This window comes from Chlorogloeopsis sp. ULAP02 (assembly GCF_038404745.2).
In the GTDB taxonomy this organism is placed as follows: Bacteria; Cyanobacteriota; Cyanobacteriia; order Cyanobacteriales; family Nostocaceae; genus Chlorogloeopsis.
The window spans coordinates 43,989-64,944 of record NZ_JAYKTT020000044.1; the positions used below are offsets into that span (position 1 = coordinate 43,989).

Annotated in this window: 14 protein-coding genes; 7 read left to right on the top strand and 7 right to left on the bottom strand. The window is 41.9% G+C overall.

The window, feature by feature from the left end; translation table 11 throughout:
* Window positions 1–45: 45 nt before the first annotated feature.
* A complete protein-coding gene (locus tag U2718_RS15095; RefSeq protein WP_341998989.1) occupies window positions 46–1,620 on the bottom strand; it encodes a pitrilysin family protein in 1,575 nt (524 codons plus the stop codon).
* A 139-nt stretch (window positions 1,621–1,759) separates the two neighbouring features.
* Between U2718_RS15095 and U2718_RS15100 the strand changes: the two genes are divergently transcribed.
* Window positions 1,760–2,374 (top strand): TetR/AcrR family transcriptional regulator, encoded by a 615-nt coding sequence (locus tag U2718_RS15100; protein ID WP_016875426.1) that lies wholly within the window; start codon window positions 1,760–1,762, stop codon window positions 2,372–2,374.
* A 77-nt stretch (window positions 2,375–2,451) separates the two neighbouring features.
* Here the strand turns inward: U2718_RS15100 and U2718_RS15105 are convergent, their stop codons facing one another.
* The 3 genes from U2718_RS15105 to U2718_RS15115 form a co-directional block, all read right to left on the bottom strand.
* Entirely contained in the window at window positions 2,452–2,892 is a 441-nt protein-coding gene (locus U2718_RS15105) for a DUF4332 domain-containing protein (protein ID WP_341998988.1), read from the bottom strand.
* A gap of 188 nt (window positions 2,893–3,080) precedes the next feature.
* Window positions 3,081–4,505, bottom strand: coding sequence for an FAD-binding oxidoreductase (locus U2718_RS15110; RefSeq protein WP_341998987.1), 1,425 nt, complete (start codon window positions 4,503–4,505; stop codon window positions 3,081–3,083).
* A 109-nt stretch (window positions 4,506–4,614) separates the two neighbouring features.
* Window positions 4,615–5,910 (bottom strand): hypothetical protein, encoded by a 1,296-nt coding sequence (locus tag U2718_RS15115; RefSeq protein ID WP_341998985.1) that lies wholly within the window; start codon window positions 5,908–5,910, stop codon window positions 4,615–4,617.
* A 520-nt stretch (window positions 5,911–6,430) separates the two neighbouring features.
* On the opposite strand from U2718_RS15115, the gene U2718_RS15120 reads away from it, so the two are divergent.
* From U2718_RS15120 to U2718_RS15130, 3 genes are all read left to right on the top strand, one after another.
* Window positions 6,431–7,411, top strand: a complete 981-nt coding sequence (locus U2718_RS15120) for a methyltransferase (RefSeq protein WP_341998983.1) — start codon at window positions 6,431–6,433, stop codon at window positions 7,409–7,411.
* Between the two features lie 71 nt (window positions 7,412–7,482).
* Window positions 7,483–7,830 carry a hypothetical protein gene (locus tag U2718_RS15125; protein WP_411813300.1) on the top strand — a complete coding sequence of 116 codons (348 nt, stop codon included), beginning with the start codon at window positions 7,483–7,485 and terminating at the stop codon, window positions 7,828–7,830.
* 180 nt (window positions 7,831–8,010) lie between these two features.
* A complete protein-coding gene (locus U2718_RS15130; protein WP_341998979.1) occupies window positions 8,011–9,393 on the top strand; it encodes an aminopeptidase P family protein in 1,383 nt (460 codons plus the stop codon).
* On the opposite strand, the gene U2718_RS15135 is transcribed toward U2718_RS15130, so the two are convergent.
* The 3 genes from U2718_RS15135 to U2718_RS15145 form a co-directional block, all read right to left on the bottom strand.
* A complete protein-coding gene (locus U2718_RS15135; protein WP_341998977.1) occupies window positions 9,394–9,933 on the bottom strand; it encodes a cupredoxin domain-containing protein in 540 nt (179 codons plus the stop codon).
* Window positions 9,934–10,078: 145 nt separating this feature from the next.
* Window positions 10,079–12,340, bottom strand: a complete 2,262-nt coding sequence (locus tag U2718_RS15140; RefSeq protein WP_341998975.1) for a heavy metal translocating P-type ATPase — start codon at window positions 12,338–12,340, stop codon at window positions 10,079–10,081.
* Between the two features lie 43 nt (window positions 12,341–12,383).
* A complete protein-coding gene (locus U2718_RS15145; RefSeq protein WP_341998973.1) occupies window positions 12,384–12,563 on the bottom strand; it encodes a heavy-metal-associated domain-containing protein in 180 nt (59 codons plus the stop codon).
* 464 nt (window positions 12,564–13,027) lie between these two features.
* On the opposite strand from U2718_RS15145, the gene U2718_RS15150 reads away from it, so the two are divergent.
* From U2718_RS15150 to U2718_RS15160, 3 genes are read left to right on the top strand one after another with little or no spacing between them, the layout of a single operon-like run.
* Window positions 13,028–14,863: a vWA domain-containing protein gene (locus tag U2718_RS15150; RefSeq protein ID WP_341998972.1), complete on the top strand. Its 1,836-nt coding sequence runs from the start codon at window positions 13,028–13,030 to the stop codon at window positions 14,861–14,863.
* A 20-nt stretch (window positions 14,864–14,883) separates the two neighbouring features.
* Window positions 14,884–17,637, top strand: a complete 2,754-nt coding sequence (locus U2718_RS15155) for a tubulin-like doman-containing protein (RefSeq protein ID WP_341998971.1) — start codon at window positions 14,884–14,886, stop codon at window positions 17,635–17,637.
* Between the two features lie 28 nt (window positions 17,638–17,665).
* Complete coding sequence (locus U2718_RS15160; protein ID WP_341998969.1) at window positions 17,666–20,722, top strand: hypothetical protein; 3,057 nt, start codon at window positions 17,666–17,668, stop codon at window positions 20,720–20,722.
* Window positions 20,723–20,956 lie beyond the last annotated feature (234 nt).

The following is a 20,956-nucleotide window of genomic DNA, read 5'->3' on the forward strand; positions in this document are numbered from 1 at the left end:
TCCTTATACCTGTTCATATTTATATTCCTTGGCATACCCTGACTTTTACTGCGACAACAGCTTGCCAATTGTACGGTTTTGGGGCGTAAACGTCGCCTTTGCTATCCGCTGAACATCAGCAGCTGTTACAGCCTCTAATTCATTCAACTGTTTGAACAAATTTCGCCAAGAGCCTGTTTTTACTTCATACTCCAACAACTGCTGTGCCATGCCCATATTAGAATCAAGCGATCGCAATAATTCTGCCCTAGCTTGTGTTTTGACTCGATCTAACTCAGTCGCCGACACAGGCTCAGTTCTCAAAGAGTCAATTTCTTTGCGCAAAGCTACTGCCACTTCATCAACTGTGTGACCGGGAGCTGTGAGAGCATAAAACAACATCAAATTTGGATACTTATCGCCTGGAAAACCACTAAAGCCCTGTGCTGAAAGTGCTAGCCGCTGTTGCTCTACTAAAGATTTATACAACCGTGACGTTCTTCCGTCACTGAGCAATCTACCGATAATGTCATAGACTGCGTTATCTGGATGAGTAATTGCTGGGCGGTGGTAACCTTCTAAGTACCAGGGCTGAGAATTTAACTTTAAAGTCACTTCTCGTGTTTGTGTTTGCTTCGGTTCTGTTGGTATCTGCTCCTCTGCTTTGGGTTTGGCTTTATAGCGCCCAAAGTAAACTTGTGCGAGTTTTTTGACTTCAGCAGGGTTGACATCTCCGACAACAGCGATGGTTAAATTGCTCGGTACATAGTGTGTATCAAAAAACTTTTGTACATCTTCTGTTGTCAAATTGCGGATATCTTCGTCGTAACCAATCACCGGGCGTCTGTAAGGATGAACGGTAAACGCCGCATCATTAAACTTTTCAATCATCATCCCAATGGGTGAGTTTTCTACCCGCAGGCGTCGTTCTTCCAAAATCACATCTTTTTCTTTATAAAACTCCCGAAATACAGGTTCGAGAAATCGCTCCGACTCCAGCGACATCCACAACTCCAACTTGTTAGCAGGAAAGCTATAAAAATAGCGAGTGGCTTCACTAGAAGTATTGGCATTTAAGCCTACACCTCCAGCCTGTTCTACAATGCGTCCCAAATCATTTTGCCTGACTAGCTTGGCAGCTTGCGCTTCCACTTTCTCAAATTGGGCTGTTAATTTGGCAACTTCATCTTTATTATCGGTAGCTTTTGCCCTTTTAATTTGAGCAGCTAACTGATCTAACTGATCTAGTAGTGGTTTTTCTGAGTTGTAATCTATGGTACCAATTCGTGTTGTTCCTTTAAAGGCTAAATGTTCTAGAAAGTGTGCTACACCAGTTTTACCATCTGGCTCATCTACGCCACCTACATCAGCATAGGTAAGAAAAGAAACAACTGGTGCTTGATGGCGTTCTAAGACAAGAAACTTCATCCCATTATCGAGGCGAAATTCCGTTAACTGCTTAATCACCCGATCCAAATAGGGTTGAATTGAACTTTGAGTAGCTGATGGAGTTTTAGTTCTAGCCCAAGCAACTTCTGGTATCAATCCCCAGCTCAAAGTTAGTACTAAAAGCAACACGACGATGAGTCGACTAGCTGTTTTTTTGACTTTCAGTGGGTATATGCAATCAAGCTGGTTCATAAGCGAAAATGAAAGTAAAGTTTCATTACCCAAGTATCGAGTAGGGCGTTAATCTTGTATTAAGCTTTCTGTGCTTTTTGTACTTGTCGTAAGACAATAATGCTACGAGTCCTGTTCCGGATATCTCACTATAACTGTTATGCGTGTCTTTAACTCTCCTCCGCCATCCGAGGCACAAACGCGTAGTCGTATTTTACAAGCGGCACGACGCTTATTTGCCTCCCAAGGATTTGATGGTACCACCACCCGCGACTTAGCACAGGCAGCAGGCGTTGCGGAGGGGACACTATTTCGCCATTTTCCCAATAAAAAAGCGATTTTAGTTGAGGTAGCTACTCAAGGATGGGTGGAGATTCTCACTGATTTACTGACAGAACTGAGTGAAATGGGCAGCTACAAGGCAGTAGCTCAAGTAATGCGCCGCCGGATGTGGAATATGCAAAAAAATGCCGATCTGATGCGAGTGTGTTTTATGGAGGCGCAGTTTCATCCAGATTTACGCGATCGCATTCAGTCGGAAGTAATTGCCAAAATGACAGATGTTGCCGAAGCCTTCTTTCAAACTGCGATGGATAAAGGTATTTATCGCAAAATGGATGCAAATTTGGTGGCAAAGGTATTCTTGGGAATGTTTGCAGTAGCAGGCTTCTCCCACAACACATTAATGGAACCAGATGCCTCTCCCCAAAAAATGCAGGAAATGGCAGAAGGGCTTGCTGATATCTTCCTCAACGGTGTACTAGTTAGGGACTAGGAACTAGGGACAAAGACGCGGAGAGAGAACTATTCCCCGTGTCACCGCGTCCCCGTGTCCTCTTTTGCCTCTAGCCTCTAGCCTCTAATCGACTTTGCCTGCTGGCTCCACTGCTGCACTTGCTCAACAGTCGGACATAAATCTCGCCGCTGCATTGTCGCTACTTGCAAGCGCAAAATTTGTTGATGCAATCTGTGGGTAGGAATATTAACCAGTTGGGCGACAGAACCCACACCAGCATGAAGCAATAATCCGCAATATTGGGTACCAACGCTAGGAATTCGTGCTAAATCAGCTAAAGCTATCCATTTATTTACATACTGTAAATGGACTTGTAATTTATTTGCCAGCATCAGCCGAGACTGTGGAGTCTTGCCTTGTTTAACTAGCACTTTTGTGGTTGTAATGCCACAATTTTTGAGTTGAGAGGTTTCTTCTGGAGATAATCCGGGCAATTGTTCAATCGGCCAGTCACATGATTGTAAGACGTTAACTGGCAGTTTAGGTTTAGGAGGCATTTCTGGAACAAAGAAATGAGGGGGTGATTTAAATATTGTGACAAATGCACTGACCACATTGGCTATTTTTATGAGCAGTACGGCGAGGGCAAAAAGGCACTTTTGTTGCAGCTAGCCCCGCTCGTACGCTCACCATTGTTTGTCAAACTCCTAAAGAGGTTAATACGATTCTCAGCAGGAGCAAAAAACTACTGTTGAGTTGGTTTGATATTTTGATTAACATGGAACAAATTAGTCGGATCGTACTTGTTCTTAATAGCAACTAAACGCTCGTAATTGTCACGGTAAGTTGCCTGAACACGCTCTTGTCCTTCCTCCATCATGAAATTTACGTATGCTCCGCCACAAGTATAACGATGCAGCGCACTCCAATATTCCTTCGCCCAGGTAGTAATCTTTTCAGCGTTTGCCGGATCTGGATCTATGCCAGCCATCACCATCGACCATTTTGCATCGCGGAAGCTAAAAGCCGTGTCATTTTTGCCGACTCGGTTGGCTGCACCATCAATCGGATATAGATGCATGGTTGAAAGCAAAGTTGGGAGGTGCGAACCATGTTTTACGTGTAGGGCGATCGCCTCGTCACTCAACTGATTTACAAAATCACCCTTCCAATACCACTGCATCCCTGTTGGCATCAGCGGATCGAACATACTTTGCAAAGCAGAATAAGGGATTTGGCCAATGTGTTCAAATGCCGGAGTAGCAAAATTGCGGATTGGTTGGAATGCTTCCTCTACTTTTTCCTCCGCTCCGGCATAACACCAAATTATGCCGCACATTGTCTTGGTGTGCAGGTGTTCGGGAAATGGTGGCCCAGGTGGCACTTTTAGGAAGGCAAAAAAGCCATACAGGTCTTCTGGTGCGTTGGTGATAAAATCCCGATACCATTGCATCAACTCGGTTGCCCGATCTAAATGCCACAGCGTCGGCCCAGCATAAACCGTGCTAACGGGATGTGCCTGGAATAAAAAGGAGGTGACAACACCAAAGTTACCTCCACCGCCACGGATTGCCCAGAACAGATCCTCGTTCTCTTGCGAATTGGCAATAACAAAACTACCGTCTGCCAGTACTACATCTGCTTCCAGAAGATTATCAATAGTTAAGCCATACTTGCGAGTCAGATAGCCGTGTCCGCCACCCAAGGTCAGTCCAGCAACACCGGTAGTAGAGTTAATTCCACTAGGTATAGCCAGACCAAATGCATGGGTTGCATGATCCACATCCCCTAAGGTGCAGCCGCCTTCGACCCTCACCGTGCGAGCCTGCGGGTCAATGCGAATGCCCTTCATGCGCGAGAGATCGATGACCAAGCCATCATCGCAAGTTCCTAAACCTGCACCATTATGTCCGCCACCTCGAACTGCAAGCAGGAGTTTGTTTTCGCGGGCAAAATTGACAGCATTGATGACATCTGCCACATTTGCACAACGGGCAATCAAGCAAGGATGTCGGTCAATCATGCCATTGTAGACTTTGCGGGCGTTTTCATAGCCTTCATCGTCGGAACAGAGCAACTCTCCGCGCAGATTAGATTTGAATGCTGTGACTCTTGCTTCCTCCAGAATAGTTTCTTCACCTGTGGTGGTGGCAATATGTAGGCTGACCATAATATTCCTCCTTCTAGGTTGCTCCGTGAATTAACCTATATACCTTATGAATCAAGGGCGAAAACCTAATTTACGGATATGTCTTTTGCGTGCTTTCACGGTAGCCGAGCTACATTTCCTCAGCTGAATGCCAATTAGCCATATGTTGAGCGTGAGTTTCTAAATATGCTCCCGGCTGGAAGTAATGGTCGTAGAACTCTAAATCTAAATGATGAGCCTGGAGATAAGTGAGAATAAACACGCTAGGTACTGTACCGGGGAACTTACCGAAGCGATCGTAGATGTATTGTGCCATCACAGCCACACAGTCTTTAAATTCTTCACTATGAATCTCTGCACTTGCTCGGATCTTGGCACTTTCTTTCCAAGGGCCTTTTGTATCGGAGTGAAATGGCCCGCCTACACCGAACTTCCGCTTGGCAAAAGCTTCCACAGCAGCACGCATATTGGGATAGTGGGGCGGACAAAAAGCCTCGAATACACCCGGTAAGCCAGTCGGGTTGGGAAGTGACCAGCGTTCATCGGTGTCGTAGCGAAAACCTAAACCCGATACTTCCGAATTTCCACTTGCACCTAATACAACATGGCGATCTATGCCGTCAAACATCCAGCCACCCAATCCCATCGCTTGCAGCATCAGCATACCTGCGTAGCAACAGGTCGAAAGTTCAGCTGTTGATTCTGTCAGGGAATACTGTTCAATAAAGGTCAAAGGAAAGGGTTCGTCTAAATTCACTAAATGTTTGAATTTTTCTAGTCCTGGAATTTGCTCGTGATTGACATCGTCATAGATACAATAGCCGTTCTGTACCAAAAAGCAGAGATTCGCAATCATATGCTGGGCAATATCAGCTACCGGAATAATCAAAAGACTGCCCCGACGATTGACACACCAGGTATTGTGTCCTTCCATGTAAGGTTCGGCTGGTGGAATATACAACCGATGGTTAGCTAATTTGCGAATTCTTTTGCGATGGGCTTCTAGGAGAGCATCCAGATTTATTTTTTCGTCTGCTTGTCGTTCTACTAAAGCGTGTGCATCGCGGGTTGGAAAGAAGTAGATGCCATCGTCGTTGGTAAAAAAGATTTCACTGGTGTGGAAACCCGCAGCTGAAGGAAAAGTACGCCCTCCGGCAGCAGCAGAATAGTTGGACAGATGGGGAGCATATCTGGCATGACGCGTAATCATGTGGTGCCATCCGGTATTGCCAGCTGCTGCCGTTAAAACCATCATTTGCTCTAGCTCGGAAAGGGGAAAGGGCTGATGACGAGACGTAAACGCTAACGAACCATCAGGAATTGAGGCACCCAAAGAAAATCGCCGAGCGCGTCTGCCAAATAACGCTTCTATTAAGGGGAATTCTAAAGCGGTTTTCAAACCACGCGGGTATATTTTTGTATCCATATATTTATGTGTCTAAAATTTGTTAGGTTAATAAGCTGATTGAAAAAAACAGAGGGCAGTCCCTATCAAACAAGTTTCACCTGTCAAAGATAAAAGAGGTTTTTTCTCCTACACCCCTAAACCCTCTTTCAAGGCAGAGGGCAAAAGGTAAGACTTGGACAAAGAACAAGAGCGTCATTCAGATTTCCCCGTGTCTGTTCTGTACACAATTTGACAAGGGCTACTAACTATGACTCTGCCTAGCTGATTCTGTTTTGAATTGCTTTACTAATTTTTTCATCTATCTTGAGGCTATATTTATTAAGTTCTATCTTTATGATTGGTTTGCCACTGTACATGTTACAGCCACGACACAGCACGTGAGTTCCTTTCTGTCTCCTGCCTTCATGAATGCAACTGCCGTTGAATTGTATAGATAGTTAGCAAGCCACTATCAATTAGGCTGATTTAGCTGTATCAGTTATCTCTTATAGATGGTTTTAGGAGTAATCACTTGCTGCCCCCTACTGCTGAAAGAATTATGGAGGTTGGATTTGGGTTCTGGGCCTCCAAGGTGCTACTGAGTGCTGTAGAAATAGAGGTGTTCACTGAACTGGCTAAAGAGCCTGGGGATCTTGAGACGTTGAAGACTCGGCTTGGTTTGCATCCAAGATCGGCGCAGGATTTTCTGGATGCGCTGGTTGCTATGGGTTTCCTGTATCGAGAAGGTAAAATTTACCACAACAGCCCTGATACCGATATGTTTTTGGATAAACGAAAACCCTCTTATATCGGTGGCATACTGGAAATGGCAAACAATCGCTTGTTCGGTTTCTGGGAACACTTAACAGAGGCATTACAAACAGGCGAGATGCAAAACGAAGCCAAGGGTGGAGAAAATTTCTTTGCAACACTTTATGCTGATCGTGATCGCCTCAAGGAATTTCTTCGGGCTATGTCTGGCGTCAGCCGTGGCGCAAATATTTGTATTGCCGAGCGTTTGCCTTGGTCTAACTATAAGTCCTTTGTGGATGTTGGCACAGCCCAAGGTGACTTAGCCATGCAGATTGCCAAAGCTAATCCCCATCTGAACGGGATTGGGTTTGACTTGCCTGTGGTTGCTCCCGTATTTGAGGATTATGTCGCCGAGCACGCTCTTAGCGATCGCATCCGTTTTATCGGTGGTGACTTCTTTAAGGATGATTTGCCCAATGCTGATGTAATTCTGATGGGTCATATTTTGCATGATTGGAGTCTGGAAGAGAAGAAAATCTTGATTCGTAAAGCTTATGCATCTCTTCCTGAAAATGGGATTTTAGTCGCTTACGATGCTTTGATTGATGATGAACGATCTAAGAATCTGTTCGGTTTGTTGATGAGCTTAAATATGCTCATTGAAACCCAAGCGGGATTCGACTATACAGGAGCCGAGTGCTGTCAATGGATGAAAGAAGCTGGATTTCGTGAAACGCGAGTAGAACACTTAATCGGCCCAGACTCAATAGTAGTAGGTGTGAAATAAATTCTCAAGATAACACTTTAAATCGCACAGTCAAATCCTTGACTTCTTAACAGAAGTCGAGGATTTATATTTTGAACATACATTCTCGCAGTACTGTAGAAATAAATGTTTTTCTTCAAAGGATAGAAATTATGTTCCGCACAACTAAGGGCTTGAAGAAAAAAGACATTGTGGGAAGCATTCTTGCTGTTGCTAGCTTAATAATATTTGCAACAGGATTAGCTAGTTGCAACTTAGGTAGAGTAAACCCAGCAGGTGAAAGTCAACAAGAACGAGAGGATTATGAAAATCCACGTCGCTCTGATGACGATGATAACAACGAAAGAAGAAATCGTCAGGAAAACAGAGACGATGACGATGATGATAACAACGAAAGAAGAAATCGACAGGAAAATAGAGACGATGACGATGATGATTAAAAGTCTGCAATTATTATGTAAATAAGACTTATTTTCAGATAGGTAGACCACACGATACTCTAAGGGCGGGTTTTGTTTCTTTAGCTCAAGTCGAAAGTATATTTGCTAAACCCGCCCCTAAAAAAATAGTGGTTGAAATAAATGAAATTTGTTATGAAAACTTTTGATTCCTTATCAGTTATGAATAGACACAACTTTTCTAGTTCTTTTATCGATACTCTCCGTCAGCGACGGCAAAGATTAGCTACCCGTATAAATTTTCCTGCAATTTTTTGGTCAGGAAGTAGCAGTCCGCGCAACTATCCAGCCAATTTATATCGCTTTCGTGCGAACAGTCACTTTCTCTACTTTGCGGGGCTTCCCGTGCCTAATGCGGCAATTCGTCTCGAAGCAGGCAAGCTAACATTATTTATGGACGATCCTGCACCTAGCAGCGCTCTTTGGCATGGAGAAATACCCAAGCGTGAGGAAATTGCCCAGGCGATTGGAGCAGATGCAGCTTTCCCAATGGCAGAACTAGAGTCAGACTTAGAAGGGGCAGCCACAATTGCTGTGCAGGATGCTGCCACTTGGACACAACAATCACAGCTATTAAACAGGTGGGTTTTACCGCAAAATCAGCTACAGGGAATTGATTTAGAATTAGCTCAGGCTATTGTTGAATTGCGCCTCATCCACGATGAAGAAGCATTAACTGAACTGCGAAAAGCTGCCGCTGTTACTGTTGAAGCCCATAAGGCTGGTATGGCGGCAACACCCAACGCCAAGATAGAGGCGCAGGTGCGTGCAGCAATGGAAAAAGTCATCATCGCTCATAATATGACTACTTCCTACAACAGTATTGTCACTGTTCATGGTGAAGTTCTGCATAATGAGCATTATCACCACCCTCTACAACCGGGTGATTTACTGCTTGCCGATGTTGGGGCAGAAACAGAGATGGGATGGGCAGCAGATGTTACTCGGACTTGGCCTGTAACTGGTAAATTTTCATCTACCCAACGAGATATTTATGATGTAGTGTTAGCGGCTCATGATGCTTGTATTGCTAAAATCCGCCCTAGTGTTGAGTATGGAGAGATTCATTTGTTGGCGTGTACTATTATTGCTGAAGGTTTAGTGGATTTAGGTATTTTGCAAGGAAAACCCGAAGATTTGGTAGAGCGGGATGTTCATTCACTGTTTTTCCCTCATGGTATCGGCCATCTCGTCGGCTTGGATGTTCATGATATGGAAGACTTGGGAGATTTAGCCGGATATGAACAGGGACGTACAAGGAGCGATCGCTTTGGTTTAAGCTACCTGCGTTTAAATCGCCCACTACGAGCAGGAATGTTAGTAACAATAGAGCCTGGTTTTTATCAAGTACCAGCGATTTTAAATGAGCCAAGTTTACGCTCTAAATATCAATATACAGTTAATTGGGAACGTTTATCACAATTTCCTGATGTACGTGGTATCCGCATTGAAGATGATGTATTAGTAACTGTGCATGGTGGCGAAGTTTTAACAGTTGCTTTGCCGAATGATGCCAGTGCTGTAGAGGAATTAGTCAGTGGTTAACTACAATTGAACTTGCCCAGCTTCGACTTTAACTTCGCCTCGAAACATATTCATGCCACAGGTAAAGGTATAAGTTCCTGGCTGATTGGGAGTGAACTCAATTGGAGTAACTTGGTTGAGGGGTAGCTCTTGGGCAATATGAAAATCAGGAAATCGGACTTCTTCAAGGCAACTGCTAGGATCTTTACGGTAGAAGTTGAGCCGCACTTTTTGACCTGTATTAACTACAACTTGGCTTGGTTCATACCCACCATCAACGGTAATTGTTACCTGTTGAATGCCCTGCTTTGATTGTGCTTTTTGCGATTTTGGCTTACTCAGCAAAAACCACCATAACTCCAGTCCTATCAATCCCAATCCGCCAGCAGTAACGGCTGTTTTTGCCCATAAGGGTTGTTCAATGCGACGGAACTGACTTGTTTGCTTCGTTTGAGATGGTTGTATATGTTCGTGGGGCATTTGTGCAACTGCTTTGTTAGAAGCAATTCCAAACACCAATCCCAAACTTGCAACACTGCCAATGATTGCTATTTTGTTCATTATTTAAACATCTCCGTTGGCGAATGTAACTACATTGCAAGCTACGCTAACGCGCCAGAAATAGCTCCAAGTAAAAATCCAAATCCTGCCAAGGTTCCAAAAAATATCACTGTCTTCAGCATCGTTATTACTCCTTGTAATTTATTCAACCAATTGTTCTCGGTTGGAAATTACGCAAACGCAGGGCATTCGTCACTACAGAGACGGAACTAAACGCCATTGCTGCACCTGCAATAATGGGACTAAGCAGCCAACCGAAGAAGGGGAAAAGAATTCCGGCTGCAATTGGAATACCAGCGACGTTATAAATAAAGGCAAAAAACAGATTCTGGCGAATGTTACGAATCGTGGCACGAGAAAGTTGAATGGCGGTAACAATCCCCTGTAAATCTCCAGAGATGAGGGTGATGTCACTAGCCGCGATCGCCACATCTGTTCCTGTGCCAATTGCGATCCCGACATCAGCTTGAGCTAACGCTGGGGCATCATTAATGCCATCCCCAACCATTGCTACAATTTTGCCTTCCGACTGAATTTGCTCAACAGTCTCCGCTTTTTGATCTGGGCGAACTTCGGCAAAAACTCTTTTGATGCCCACTTCACGAGCAATCACTTCGGCAGTGCGGCGATTGTCTCCTGTCAACATCACTACTTCCAATCCCATTTTTTGCAATGTGCGAATCGCGTTTACAGAAGATGGTTTCACCGCATCAGCAATGCCCATAATCCCTTGGATTTTGTTATCTACTGCAATCCAGATCACCGTCTTACCGAGATATTCCAGACGATCCCAATCTTCCTGCAATTGTTGTGTATCAATGCCTAACTCATTCATCCAACGGTGGGTGCCAATTTGTACCCATTGATTTGACACGTACCCTTGTACACCACTACCAGCGATCGCTTCAAAATCCTGTGCATCCTTCAATTCCACACCTTGAGATTGAGCATAATTTACAACTGCCTCAGCCAAAGGATGTTCTGAATTGCGTTCGACAGATCCTGCAAGGCTCAGAAGATTTAGCTCATTGCCATTAGCTGTACCGCTGACAGTTACAAAGTCGGTGACGGTGGGCTTACCTTGGGTAATTGTACCCGTTTTGTCGAGGACGATTGTTTGTAGTTTATGTCCCATTTCTAGACTTTCTGCACCCTTGATAAGGATGCCATTCTCTGCACCTTTGCCTGTACCAACCATAATCGAGGTTGGAGTTGCTAGTCCTAAGGCACAGGGACATGCAATAATTAGGACTCCGACTGTCGTAATTAGCGCCATCGTTACATTGCCCATGAAGTTGTACCAGAGGATAAACGTAGCAATGGCAATGGCAATGACAACTGGTACAAACCATCCTGTAACTTGATCGGCTAGTTTTTGAATTGGAGCTTTCGACCCTTGGGCTTGCTGCACTAGCTTGACAATCTGTGCCAAAAATGTATCTTTACCCACTCGTGTGGCTCGGAATTTGAAGCTACCAGTTTTGTTAATTGTGGCTCCAATCACTTCATCACCCGGTTGTTTCTTCACAGGAAGGCTTTCACCCGTTACCATTGCCTCATCAATGGTAGAGGAACCGTCAACAATCTCACCATCTACCGGAATTTTTTCACCCGGACGCACGAGAATGACATCGCCCTCAACCACCTCTGCAATGGGCAGATCAATCTCTTGCCCATTGCGAATAACTCGCGCCGTTTTTGCTTGCAAGCCCATGAGCTTACGAATAGCTTCGGAGGTTTGTCCTTTGGCACGGTTCTCTAACAATCGTCCGAGCAGAATCAGGGTAATCACCACCGCAGAGATTTCGTAATACACATCGGGTGATAATCCCTGGTTGAGGAAAAATCCGGGGAAAAAGGTTGGAAAGAGTGAATAGAAAAAAGCAGCACTGGTTCCCAAAGCAACTAATGTATCCATAGTCGCAGTATGCCGCTTGAAAGCTTTCCAAGCTCCTTGATAAAAAGATTCACCACTCCAAAATTGGATGGGGGCTGTTAAAACAAGCTGAAGTAGAGGGTGGTGTAGCCAATCCGGAATCCACGGTATATGTATCCCAGTCATCATTGGTAATCCTCCAATGACTAGAATAGTTGTAATCACCCCCCCCAAAATGAGTCTTCGTTTCAGTTTTCGTGATTCCGCCTGACGAGCTTCTTGTTCGGCATCTGTTTGTGCGCTCATTATCTCTTGTTCTTGGAGGGGGTAGGCAGAGTACCCCGCTTCTTTGATTGCCTGTTGAATGCCCTCCAGGTTAGTTTGCTGAGGATTGTATTGAACAGTAGCCTGCTCTGCCCCAAAGTTTACACTGCACGCATTCACACCAGGAAGCGATTGGATAGCGTCTTCAACATTTTTGGCACAGGAGGCACAACTCATCCCCCGCAGTTTCAGATTTATATTTTCCATTGTCAAACCTCCTAACGATGTTCTGAACTGCTTTTAAAAGAATTTAGTGGTGGGTAACTGTATAACCTGCGCCTGTAATTGCTTCTGTAATCGCAACTTCTGCTGCTTGAGTTTTGGTATGACTTTGAACAATTGCGGCGGGAGCGATAGTTTTCACCGCTTTTGTAATGCTTTCTCTACAGCCAGAACAAGGGATATTAGGAACTTTGAGTTGAAGTGTCATCTGATGTACTCTACTTGATCAATTAATCCCATTTTGAAATCTCCATCTTGCTGGAGAGTCAAGGGGTAGTGAGAAAAAATTTTTGAGGGTACAAACAAAACTTCATAACTCCACTAATGGCTTCCGTTTATTTGCTGTACTCTATGTCAAAAAGATGACGTTTTTAAATTAAGTAGTTAATATATAATTTGACATAGCAATTGTGAAACGATTTTGGATTTTAAATTTTAGACCTACTGCCTTAATTTTCTAAGTTTAAAGCAAGTAGTATTATTTCCAAGTCCAGCTATTAACTACAAAAATATTTTCCAAATTTTCAATACTACTAACTTTTACTCTATCAAAATGAGAAAAAATTGAATATTAATTTAAATATTTTAGTAATGACTATTGGTACTTAAACAACTATTAATTTTTATAAAAACAAAATTGTAAGCCTTAAATATGGCTGGAGATCTTTATCAATGAGTTTTAATACATACTTCAAGCATTGGTTGAGTTTTACTTCCATCCAAAGTGTTGTTGCTTTAGCTATAATATCAACTCTTCCCTACTTTAGTGCCTTTGCTCAAAATACACCTAAAGGGAGTATTGACTGGATTTTGGTCATAGATACTTCTGCTTCCATGCGTGGTGTAGGCGGAACAAAAAATATCTTTGATCAAGTAAAGAATTCTATGACTGAATTTGTAAATGCTGCTAGATTGGGTGATACGGTTACTATTTATTCTTTTGATAAAGATGTAACTTTAAATGCCAATAGTATCGCCATTAGCAGTAATCCTGAGCGAGGTCAACTTAAGCAAACAATTAACTCACTCCAGGCTCAAGGTGTGCGTACTCACACAGGTAAAGCGGTGCAGAAGGCGCTACAACATTCTGCATTATTAAATCAACGTGCTGATGCTCTCGGTCGTACTGTTAGTATTGTATTTTTGACAGACGGATTAGAAGATGTACGTGGTATTCATAATCCAGTTTCTATTCCTAGTAATACCCAACTTTTACCTCAGCAACAATGCAAACCATATGTATTTTTTGTATCTTTAGGACTAAAAGAACATGAAAAGCAACTGAATGACTTTGCCAACAACCCAGCACTTTGTAGCAAAGGTCAAGTATTGCGAGATCCTGGAGGTGTTCAGCTTAATAAGCTAGCCCAAAATATTCGACCTGTACTGGTTCAACCCAAGCTTGATCTCAAGTTACCCAAAATCAACTCGCAACCAGTATTGCCTGGAACAACTACTAAACCATTCAATTTTAATAGCATTAGTAATGTCAACACTACAATCAATTTGCAATTGCAAGACTTAAACCAAAGTGGCATTAATTTAATTCCACCCAAGAACACAATCGACTTAGTTGCAAATAAACCTACAGTCATTCCCGTGCATTTGCAGATACCGCCAGAAGCAAAAGGAGGAGTTCATAGCTTGCGCTTGGTGTTGACGGCTACAAACAAAGCGATCGCACCCATTACAATAGACTTGCCTGTAACCATTAAACCAAGGCTAGAATTGCAACCTACACAGATAAATTTTGGCTCCATAAAAGTAGGTAAAACAACTGAAATCCAAACTTTAGTAGTCAAAAGCAATATACCCGTAACAGCTAAATTACAACTGCAAGGCAATTCCAAAGACATTTCCATAGCACAACCCTCAGCAGCTATATCCTTGCAAGTTGGGGAAACTAAAATTCCTGTGCAGTTAGGGGTTGCTGATAGCAGTTCTGAAGGTAAACGCACCTTCACCTTGGTACTTATCCCAGATAATGCGATCGCAAATCCGATCAGCGCAGAAGTTCACCTAGCTATTTTGATGCCACTGGGACGAAAAATCATTACTTGGTTGCTCTTAGTGCTGCTAGTGTTGTTAATTGCTTTGATGACAATTTGTTTGATTCAACGTAAAACCCCTTTGGAATTACTCCAAGATATCCGCACCCGCAAAAAATTAGAAGGAGCATTGGTAGTCTTAGAGCCACTACCAAAATTATTGGAAGACGAAGAGATTAGTCTAACTCAACTACACAAGAGTAAAATTTTGTTGAGTAATTTGATATCAGCAATCGATGCGACTAATTTTGATGCTGAGTTAGTCACAGTTTGGCGAGCAGGCAAAAAAAATATAGATTTACGTTGTTTGAAAGGTGTAATTTTTGTCAATACTAAAAAAATAAATACAGAAGAACTTTACGATGAGGACATCATCGAGATTAATAACGTTAAGCTCCAATTTAACTGGATTGAGCGCCAAAGACCCTCTGAGCCAAGCAGTGGGCAAACAAACTTTTGAAAGATGTCACAGGAGAGTTAATGTCTAGTTCCACAGATGTGCGTCCTACGGTTGTTTTTCGTCCCACAGTAGTTATTGGGTTAGGAGGAACGGGTTATGAAGTTGTAGTCAAGCTTAAAAAGCGATTCATAGACGTTTACGGCTCAGTACCAGAAATTATTCGTTTTCTTTCGATTGATACCACAGAAAATATCCAAGAACGAGAAAAATCACCTGACGGCAGCAGGGTTGTTTTAGAGCCGAATGAGCTTTATGCAATCTCAGTCGCCAACCCAACATCCTTAGTAGGGGGACGTAATGAGCACATCGATGAATGGTGGCCTAAAGAAATTCCAACATCCAGTTTAATCAGTGGTGCAGGACAGATTCGGGCGCGGGGACGGTTAGCATTATTTGCCAAAGTAGCAGATATTAACAGTTTAATTGCTCAAGCAATTAATGCTGTACGCGAAATTCGCACTAGTAAACAAACATTTTCAGATAACTTTCAAGTTTCTAGTCGTGATGGTGTGGAAATTTTTATTATTGGCAGTTTAGCTGGTGGGACGGGTAGCGGTACTTTCTTAGATGTGGCATTTTTAGCACGGCAATATCTCAATAGCTTCTCCAATATTACGGGGGTATTTGTTTTACCTAGAGTCTTTGCCAATCTTCCTCAAACTCATCTGGTGAAATCGAATGCCTATGGCGCTCTCAAAGAGATTGAATACTTTTGGGGATTATCACCATCAAATGCAATGGAGATTGATTATGGTATTTCTAAATTTAGAGCCGATCGCCCTCCTTTCGATGCGGTATTTTTGATTGATGGCATTAACAAAAAAGGAACTGTAGTGAACCGTCCTGACGATTTGCAAAATTTAGTTGCAGATGGTTTGTATATCCAGATTGGTTCTCAAATAGGTTTAGACGCTGCTAACGTTGCTGATAACATTCGCGCTTATCTAGCAACAGGTGAGAAAGTCCGAGGAAGGAATGTAAATTATTGTAGTTTTGGCTTTGCCACCTTGACTCTGCCAGTACAGCAATATGAGCGGATGAAACTAGAAGACGCTCAAAACTTGCTCAAGAATGAGTTGATGGCGTCTAATCTAACACTTGATATAGAAAGTGATATCGAGCGGTTTCTACAGGATTGCAATTTAGCAGAATCTACTACTGTACTTAATACACTCATTGAAAGCAATCATGGTGGACAAATCAAACCCGAATTCAGAATTGGCGAAATGCGTTTTGATCGCACTGCTTTGCCAACCATAAAAGAGCTCTACAAGCGGCAATTGGATCAATTTGAGCAACGAACGGCGAAAGAATTAGCAGCAAATTTTTCTCGCTTAGAACAGACAATAAATACTGCCATTTCTGCTTCGTGGGAACGGGGTATAAATCGCCCCAATGGTTTAGCTTATATCCTACGATTTTTAACTAAAATTTTCCAAAAATTGGATGAATTACAGCAGAGTGTGCAACGTAAGTCACAAGAGGCGCAATCAAGTTTTAATACTTTAAAATTAGAACCACAAGAAGAAAAAATTAAAGAAGCCACAGAAGCTTTCTTTTCCAATAAAAACAATATTCAAGCTGCTTGTCAGAGATACAAAGAACGAGCCGATCAAAAGTGGAAAATTTATTTACATTGGAAGCGATGTGATAAGGCATCTGAACTCTACGGTGTGCTGCGAAATAGGGTAGAAGAAATTCAACAAAAGTGTCAGCATCTTCACAGCAACCTAGATAAGGTTTATCGAGACATAGAACAGAGTTATACCGAGGTAAACCGTCAAGAAACAAGTGACAATCCTTTTATTCACACCATTCAACGCGTTAATCTGCAATCGAAACGCCCAAAGGTTACAGGTGAAGACTTCATCCGTTGGTATCGCGAACATTCTCAAACTTTAACTAATTGGGCTGAGAAAAAAGCTGAAAATGTGAAGAATGAAATTCTGGCATTTATAAATGAAATTTACCTTCCACTCACCAATATGACTGTTGAGCAGGTATTAGCAGACAGTAACCCAGAAGATGCCGGCAAAGATTTAGAACAGCTTGGCAAACTAGCAGTTCCTCTGTGGCAGTACCAAGAAACAGAAATTCCGATGAAGCAACAACATATGATTACGGAATTTTACTACTACGGAGTAGAGAGTAACAAAACAGTTTTTAGTAGTCCACCTCTTTCTAGCCGAGTGTCGAAAGGAAAAAATAGTCCGTCTTTTGTGCCTACGGGTGAACCCCACAAGATGACTCTATTTCGAGTTGAAATTGGTGTACCTTTATTTGCCTTCAACGGCATGAAGGATATGGAACTAGCTTATCTAGATCCAGATAAAGTCTTTAAGCACTTAGACCGCAATTGGACAAACTTACCTAATATAATTCCACCAGAAGATGATGGCGGGGCGTTGCGTTGGTTTGCTTTAGCTCTGGCACCCGAACCATATAAACTAATTATTAATCAAAGGCGGCAATATTCTGTTTATACAAGCCAAGCGAAAAAATTAGAAGGACAAGTTTTGCCTTTAGGAAGCGATCGCAAGTCAGCATTTAGAGCATTTAAAAGTAACTTGTCTTTAGTCAAAGAAATAGCTGATAAAGTCGAGCATATTACCCATGAAGATCAGAACAAAGCCAAATCTTCTCTAGAGAGTTACATCCAGCATCTTGATCAAGTTTTAAAAGAGGGCAAGGTTGATGCCCAAATTAAAGAACAGGTTGAAATGGAAATCCAGGAAATTGAAGCATACCTGGAAGATTTGGATGTAATTATCTAATCCAGTCATCTGCACCTAAGAATATCCTATGCCCAAACCAACTATCCTAATAGCACTCGATCCTCATAGTGCTGCTTTTTGTGCAGCCATTCAACACCAACTTCAAGAATTAAACACTGCCCAAAGCCGCTTAATTCAGATTTATGCCCTCACTTGGAATGGTGAAGCTTTTAACTTTAGTGATGAGTTAAATCGGGTTGCTGACACGAGTTTTGATTTGGCTCAAACTCACAGCAAACAAACTCATATTCTTGAAATCCGCACTCAGTTCTCACAAGCCACGGGTAAATTGCAAACTCAGCTAATTGATTTACTAAAAGGAGCTAATCAATCACAAGAAGCAATATCTACTAAACGCCAAGGAGTAGACATTAGCAGCAGCCATAGAGTATATCTCATGTTCTCAGCTAGCAATCATTTTGCTAGGGGAGTAGTTTTTGAGTTAGTGCGCTTGATGCGTTGGTTATTTACTAAGTACTTTACAGATATTCCTCACTGCTTGGAGGCGTTATTACTATTACCAGGTTTATTTACCCAAGCCACAACTACTGACTACGGTGCAGCCTACGCGCTCTTAAAGGAGCTAGATTACAAAATGACTAGTGGAGTTGTGGTTGCAGGTAGTCAAAAAGTATCCCCTTTTGATAACTGCTGGCTGATTGATGAACGAATTGGGGAACTAAAAGCTAATTTACCTAGCTATGCCGATGCTTTTGCAGGCTTTCTCACTGTAGAACCACAGACAAGCGGATTATTGATTGGCACACACAAAGTGCGGGGAAAAGTTCCTGCTTACAGTACTTTTGGCTATGGAGAACTGTTTTTTTCAGGAGAAATAATTATTAAGCGTTTGAGTGCTGCCTTAGCTGCCGAAATTCTCATAGAGCAGTTTTTACCACAAGTAAAATTCACTTTAGAGGCAAATCGCAAATGGTTGTTAGATGCTAAAGAATTTCTACTCAGTGATGAGTTTAGCAGTGCTTTTCTACAATTAGAACGAGATAATGGCAAACCAGTTTGGCAAGATTTTAATCCACGCCTTGATATCCGTGCTGGCAAGGTTCAGGAATATGGAATTGAATTGCAGCGTGCTTATCTGCAATTTGAAAATAAAGAATTACTAGCGTATAAACGCACACTAGAAATTTGTTGCAAACAAGTACAGGCAGGATTAACTACCTTTTTAGATCGCAGCATAAATCGCTATGTTGATGCTACACCTCAAGGCTTACATGAAGGAGTTAGATTATTAAATATATTGACTGATGTATATTTGGAACTCAAAACTGATTCGATTAACGATAAACCTCAGAATCTGATTACAGAATTACGGGCGGCTGAAGCGTTCCTTGACTCAAGATTACAAGTCACGATTGAGCGAGAAGCGACGCAAAATCTACTTAAGCAAGTTTTATCCTTAAAATTACGACGACAACAATTACAAGATAGTTCAGATGAAAGAAAATCCGAGCAACAACTACAAGAGCTACAAACAATTCAAGAACAGCTAGAAACGGCAATTGCTGAATATCGACAAGCGTTAAATACAGAAATCGAACAAGCTCGACAAATTAGATTTATGGCGATCGCTCGTGCTCGCGAACAAGTGGAGACGGCGATCATTGTAGCTCAAAAAAACTTAACTGCGATTGAAAATCAACTGGAAACAGCCACAGACAATCTCAATGAACTGCTAGCACAAGAAAGCCGTTTTCGCTCTCAGTATCTAGTTATTTATCCAACGCTGATGGTTGTTGCCTTACTTGGTTTGTTGATTCTGACTGGAATTTTCAGTCAATCGACTCTGTGGCTATTATTGCAACAGGTGTGGGGTAACTTAACTCATCATGTGCTGGGAACTGCGGTAATAGTTTTGACATATTTAGGTATTGTTTGGCTGAAGTACAATACTAATATTCGCGATCGCATCTTAAAGGTTCAAAAACAAATTAAACGATTGGAAAGCAGTTTGAAAGCAACAGCAGTAGAATTGCGACGCAGTTATAACGAGCAATTAAAGTTAGAGTACGATGTATACGTCCACAATCTCCGCATTGAGGCGTTAAATCATCTTATTAAAACAGCTAAACAAAGAGTTGATACTTTACGTCAAACTCTATCCAACTTTTCTGAAATACACAATAAATTAATTGCTCAACGGGAGCAAGCTACAACAAAATTCTCAGAAATTCGGCTTACAGTTCTGACTGATGCGGATATTGATGCTTATTATCAAAATGTCCTTGCAAAATTAGCAATTGATAGATTTACTCAAGAACAAGTTAGCCGTTCTCAGTCATGGCAAATTCCTTCTGAAGCATTTGAGAATCAGCTAATTAGCTTTACTTACCAACAATTTGAGCATTTGAGTAATTTCTCGATTGGAGAAGCACTCAAGCAACCAAATATAATTGCGCCCAACACTGCTACCCTGCGTATGAATCAGCTTCATGATAGTGCTAATCTGTTGCTGCGACTTCAAGATATTGATGTGAATTTAAACCCGACTTCTCAACGAGAGCTTACCTTGTGGGTGTCAGCAAAAGATAAAGAACAAATTTTTGCGTATTACAGTCGCATTAGCCGCACTTTGACAGTACTAGTAGGGGAAGACGAGCAACGTTTGTGTATTTTAACTCGTTCATTAGGTTTTCCAGCTTATTTTCTCAGTCAGATTGAATTTTATCGAGACTGCTATGAGCGCACTCAGAGCGAACAAATAAAGCAAGATGAAAATATTCCTGATTTAATACCAGAGGAAATTGGCTCAAGTAAAGAAGTGAGGCTAGCTTATCAAACCTTACTATTAGCTTATTCCCTTGGATTATTATCTCAAAATGCTCAAGGAGATTATCAGTTTAATAGTCAATCACTTGGTAGAGAAAGAGAACAAATTTCCTTGGCTTTAGCAACGGAATTCAGTTTTCAAGAATTCTACGGAGAATTACAAGAACGTATAGAAGCACATGAGCATGATTTAATTTACTCTAAATTGCAAGAGATAGGAGCATCTGCAAAAGATTTATCTCCTTATGAACGTAAGCTGTTAGATAATCTACTTTCAAAGTACAATCCTCTGAATTAATATTTTTCATATTGGTAATTTATAGAAAAGTAAGTCAGCATAAATAAACTTAAAATATAAAACCTAACTTATTTAAGAAGCTGAGATTATTAATAAGTATCTAAACAAAATTAATTACACATTTTTTTGCTGTTCCCTGTTAAGAGTTCCCTATTCCCTTGCCTCTACCCATAACTTTAATTTTGCCTAACCACTTAATAGAGCAAGTTTCACATTTAATTTTATTAATACTTA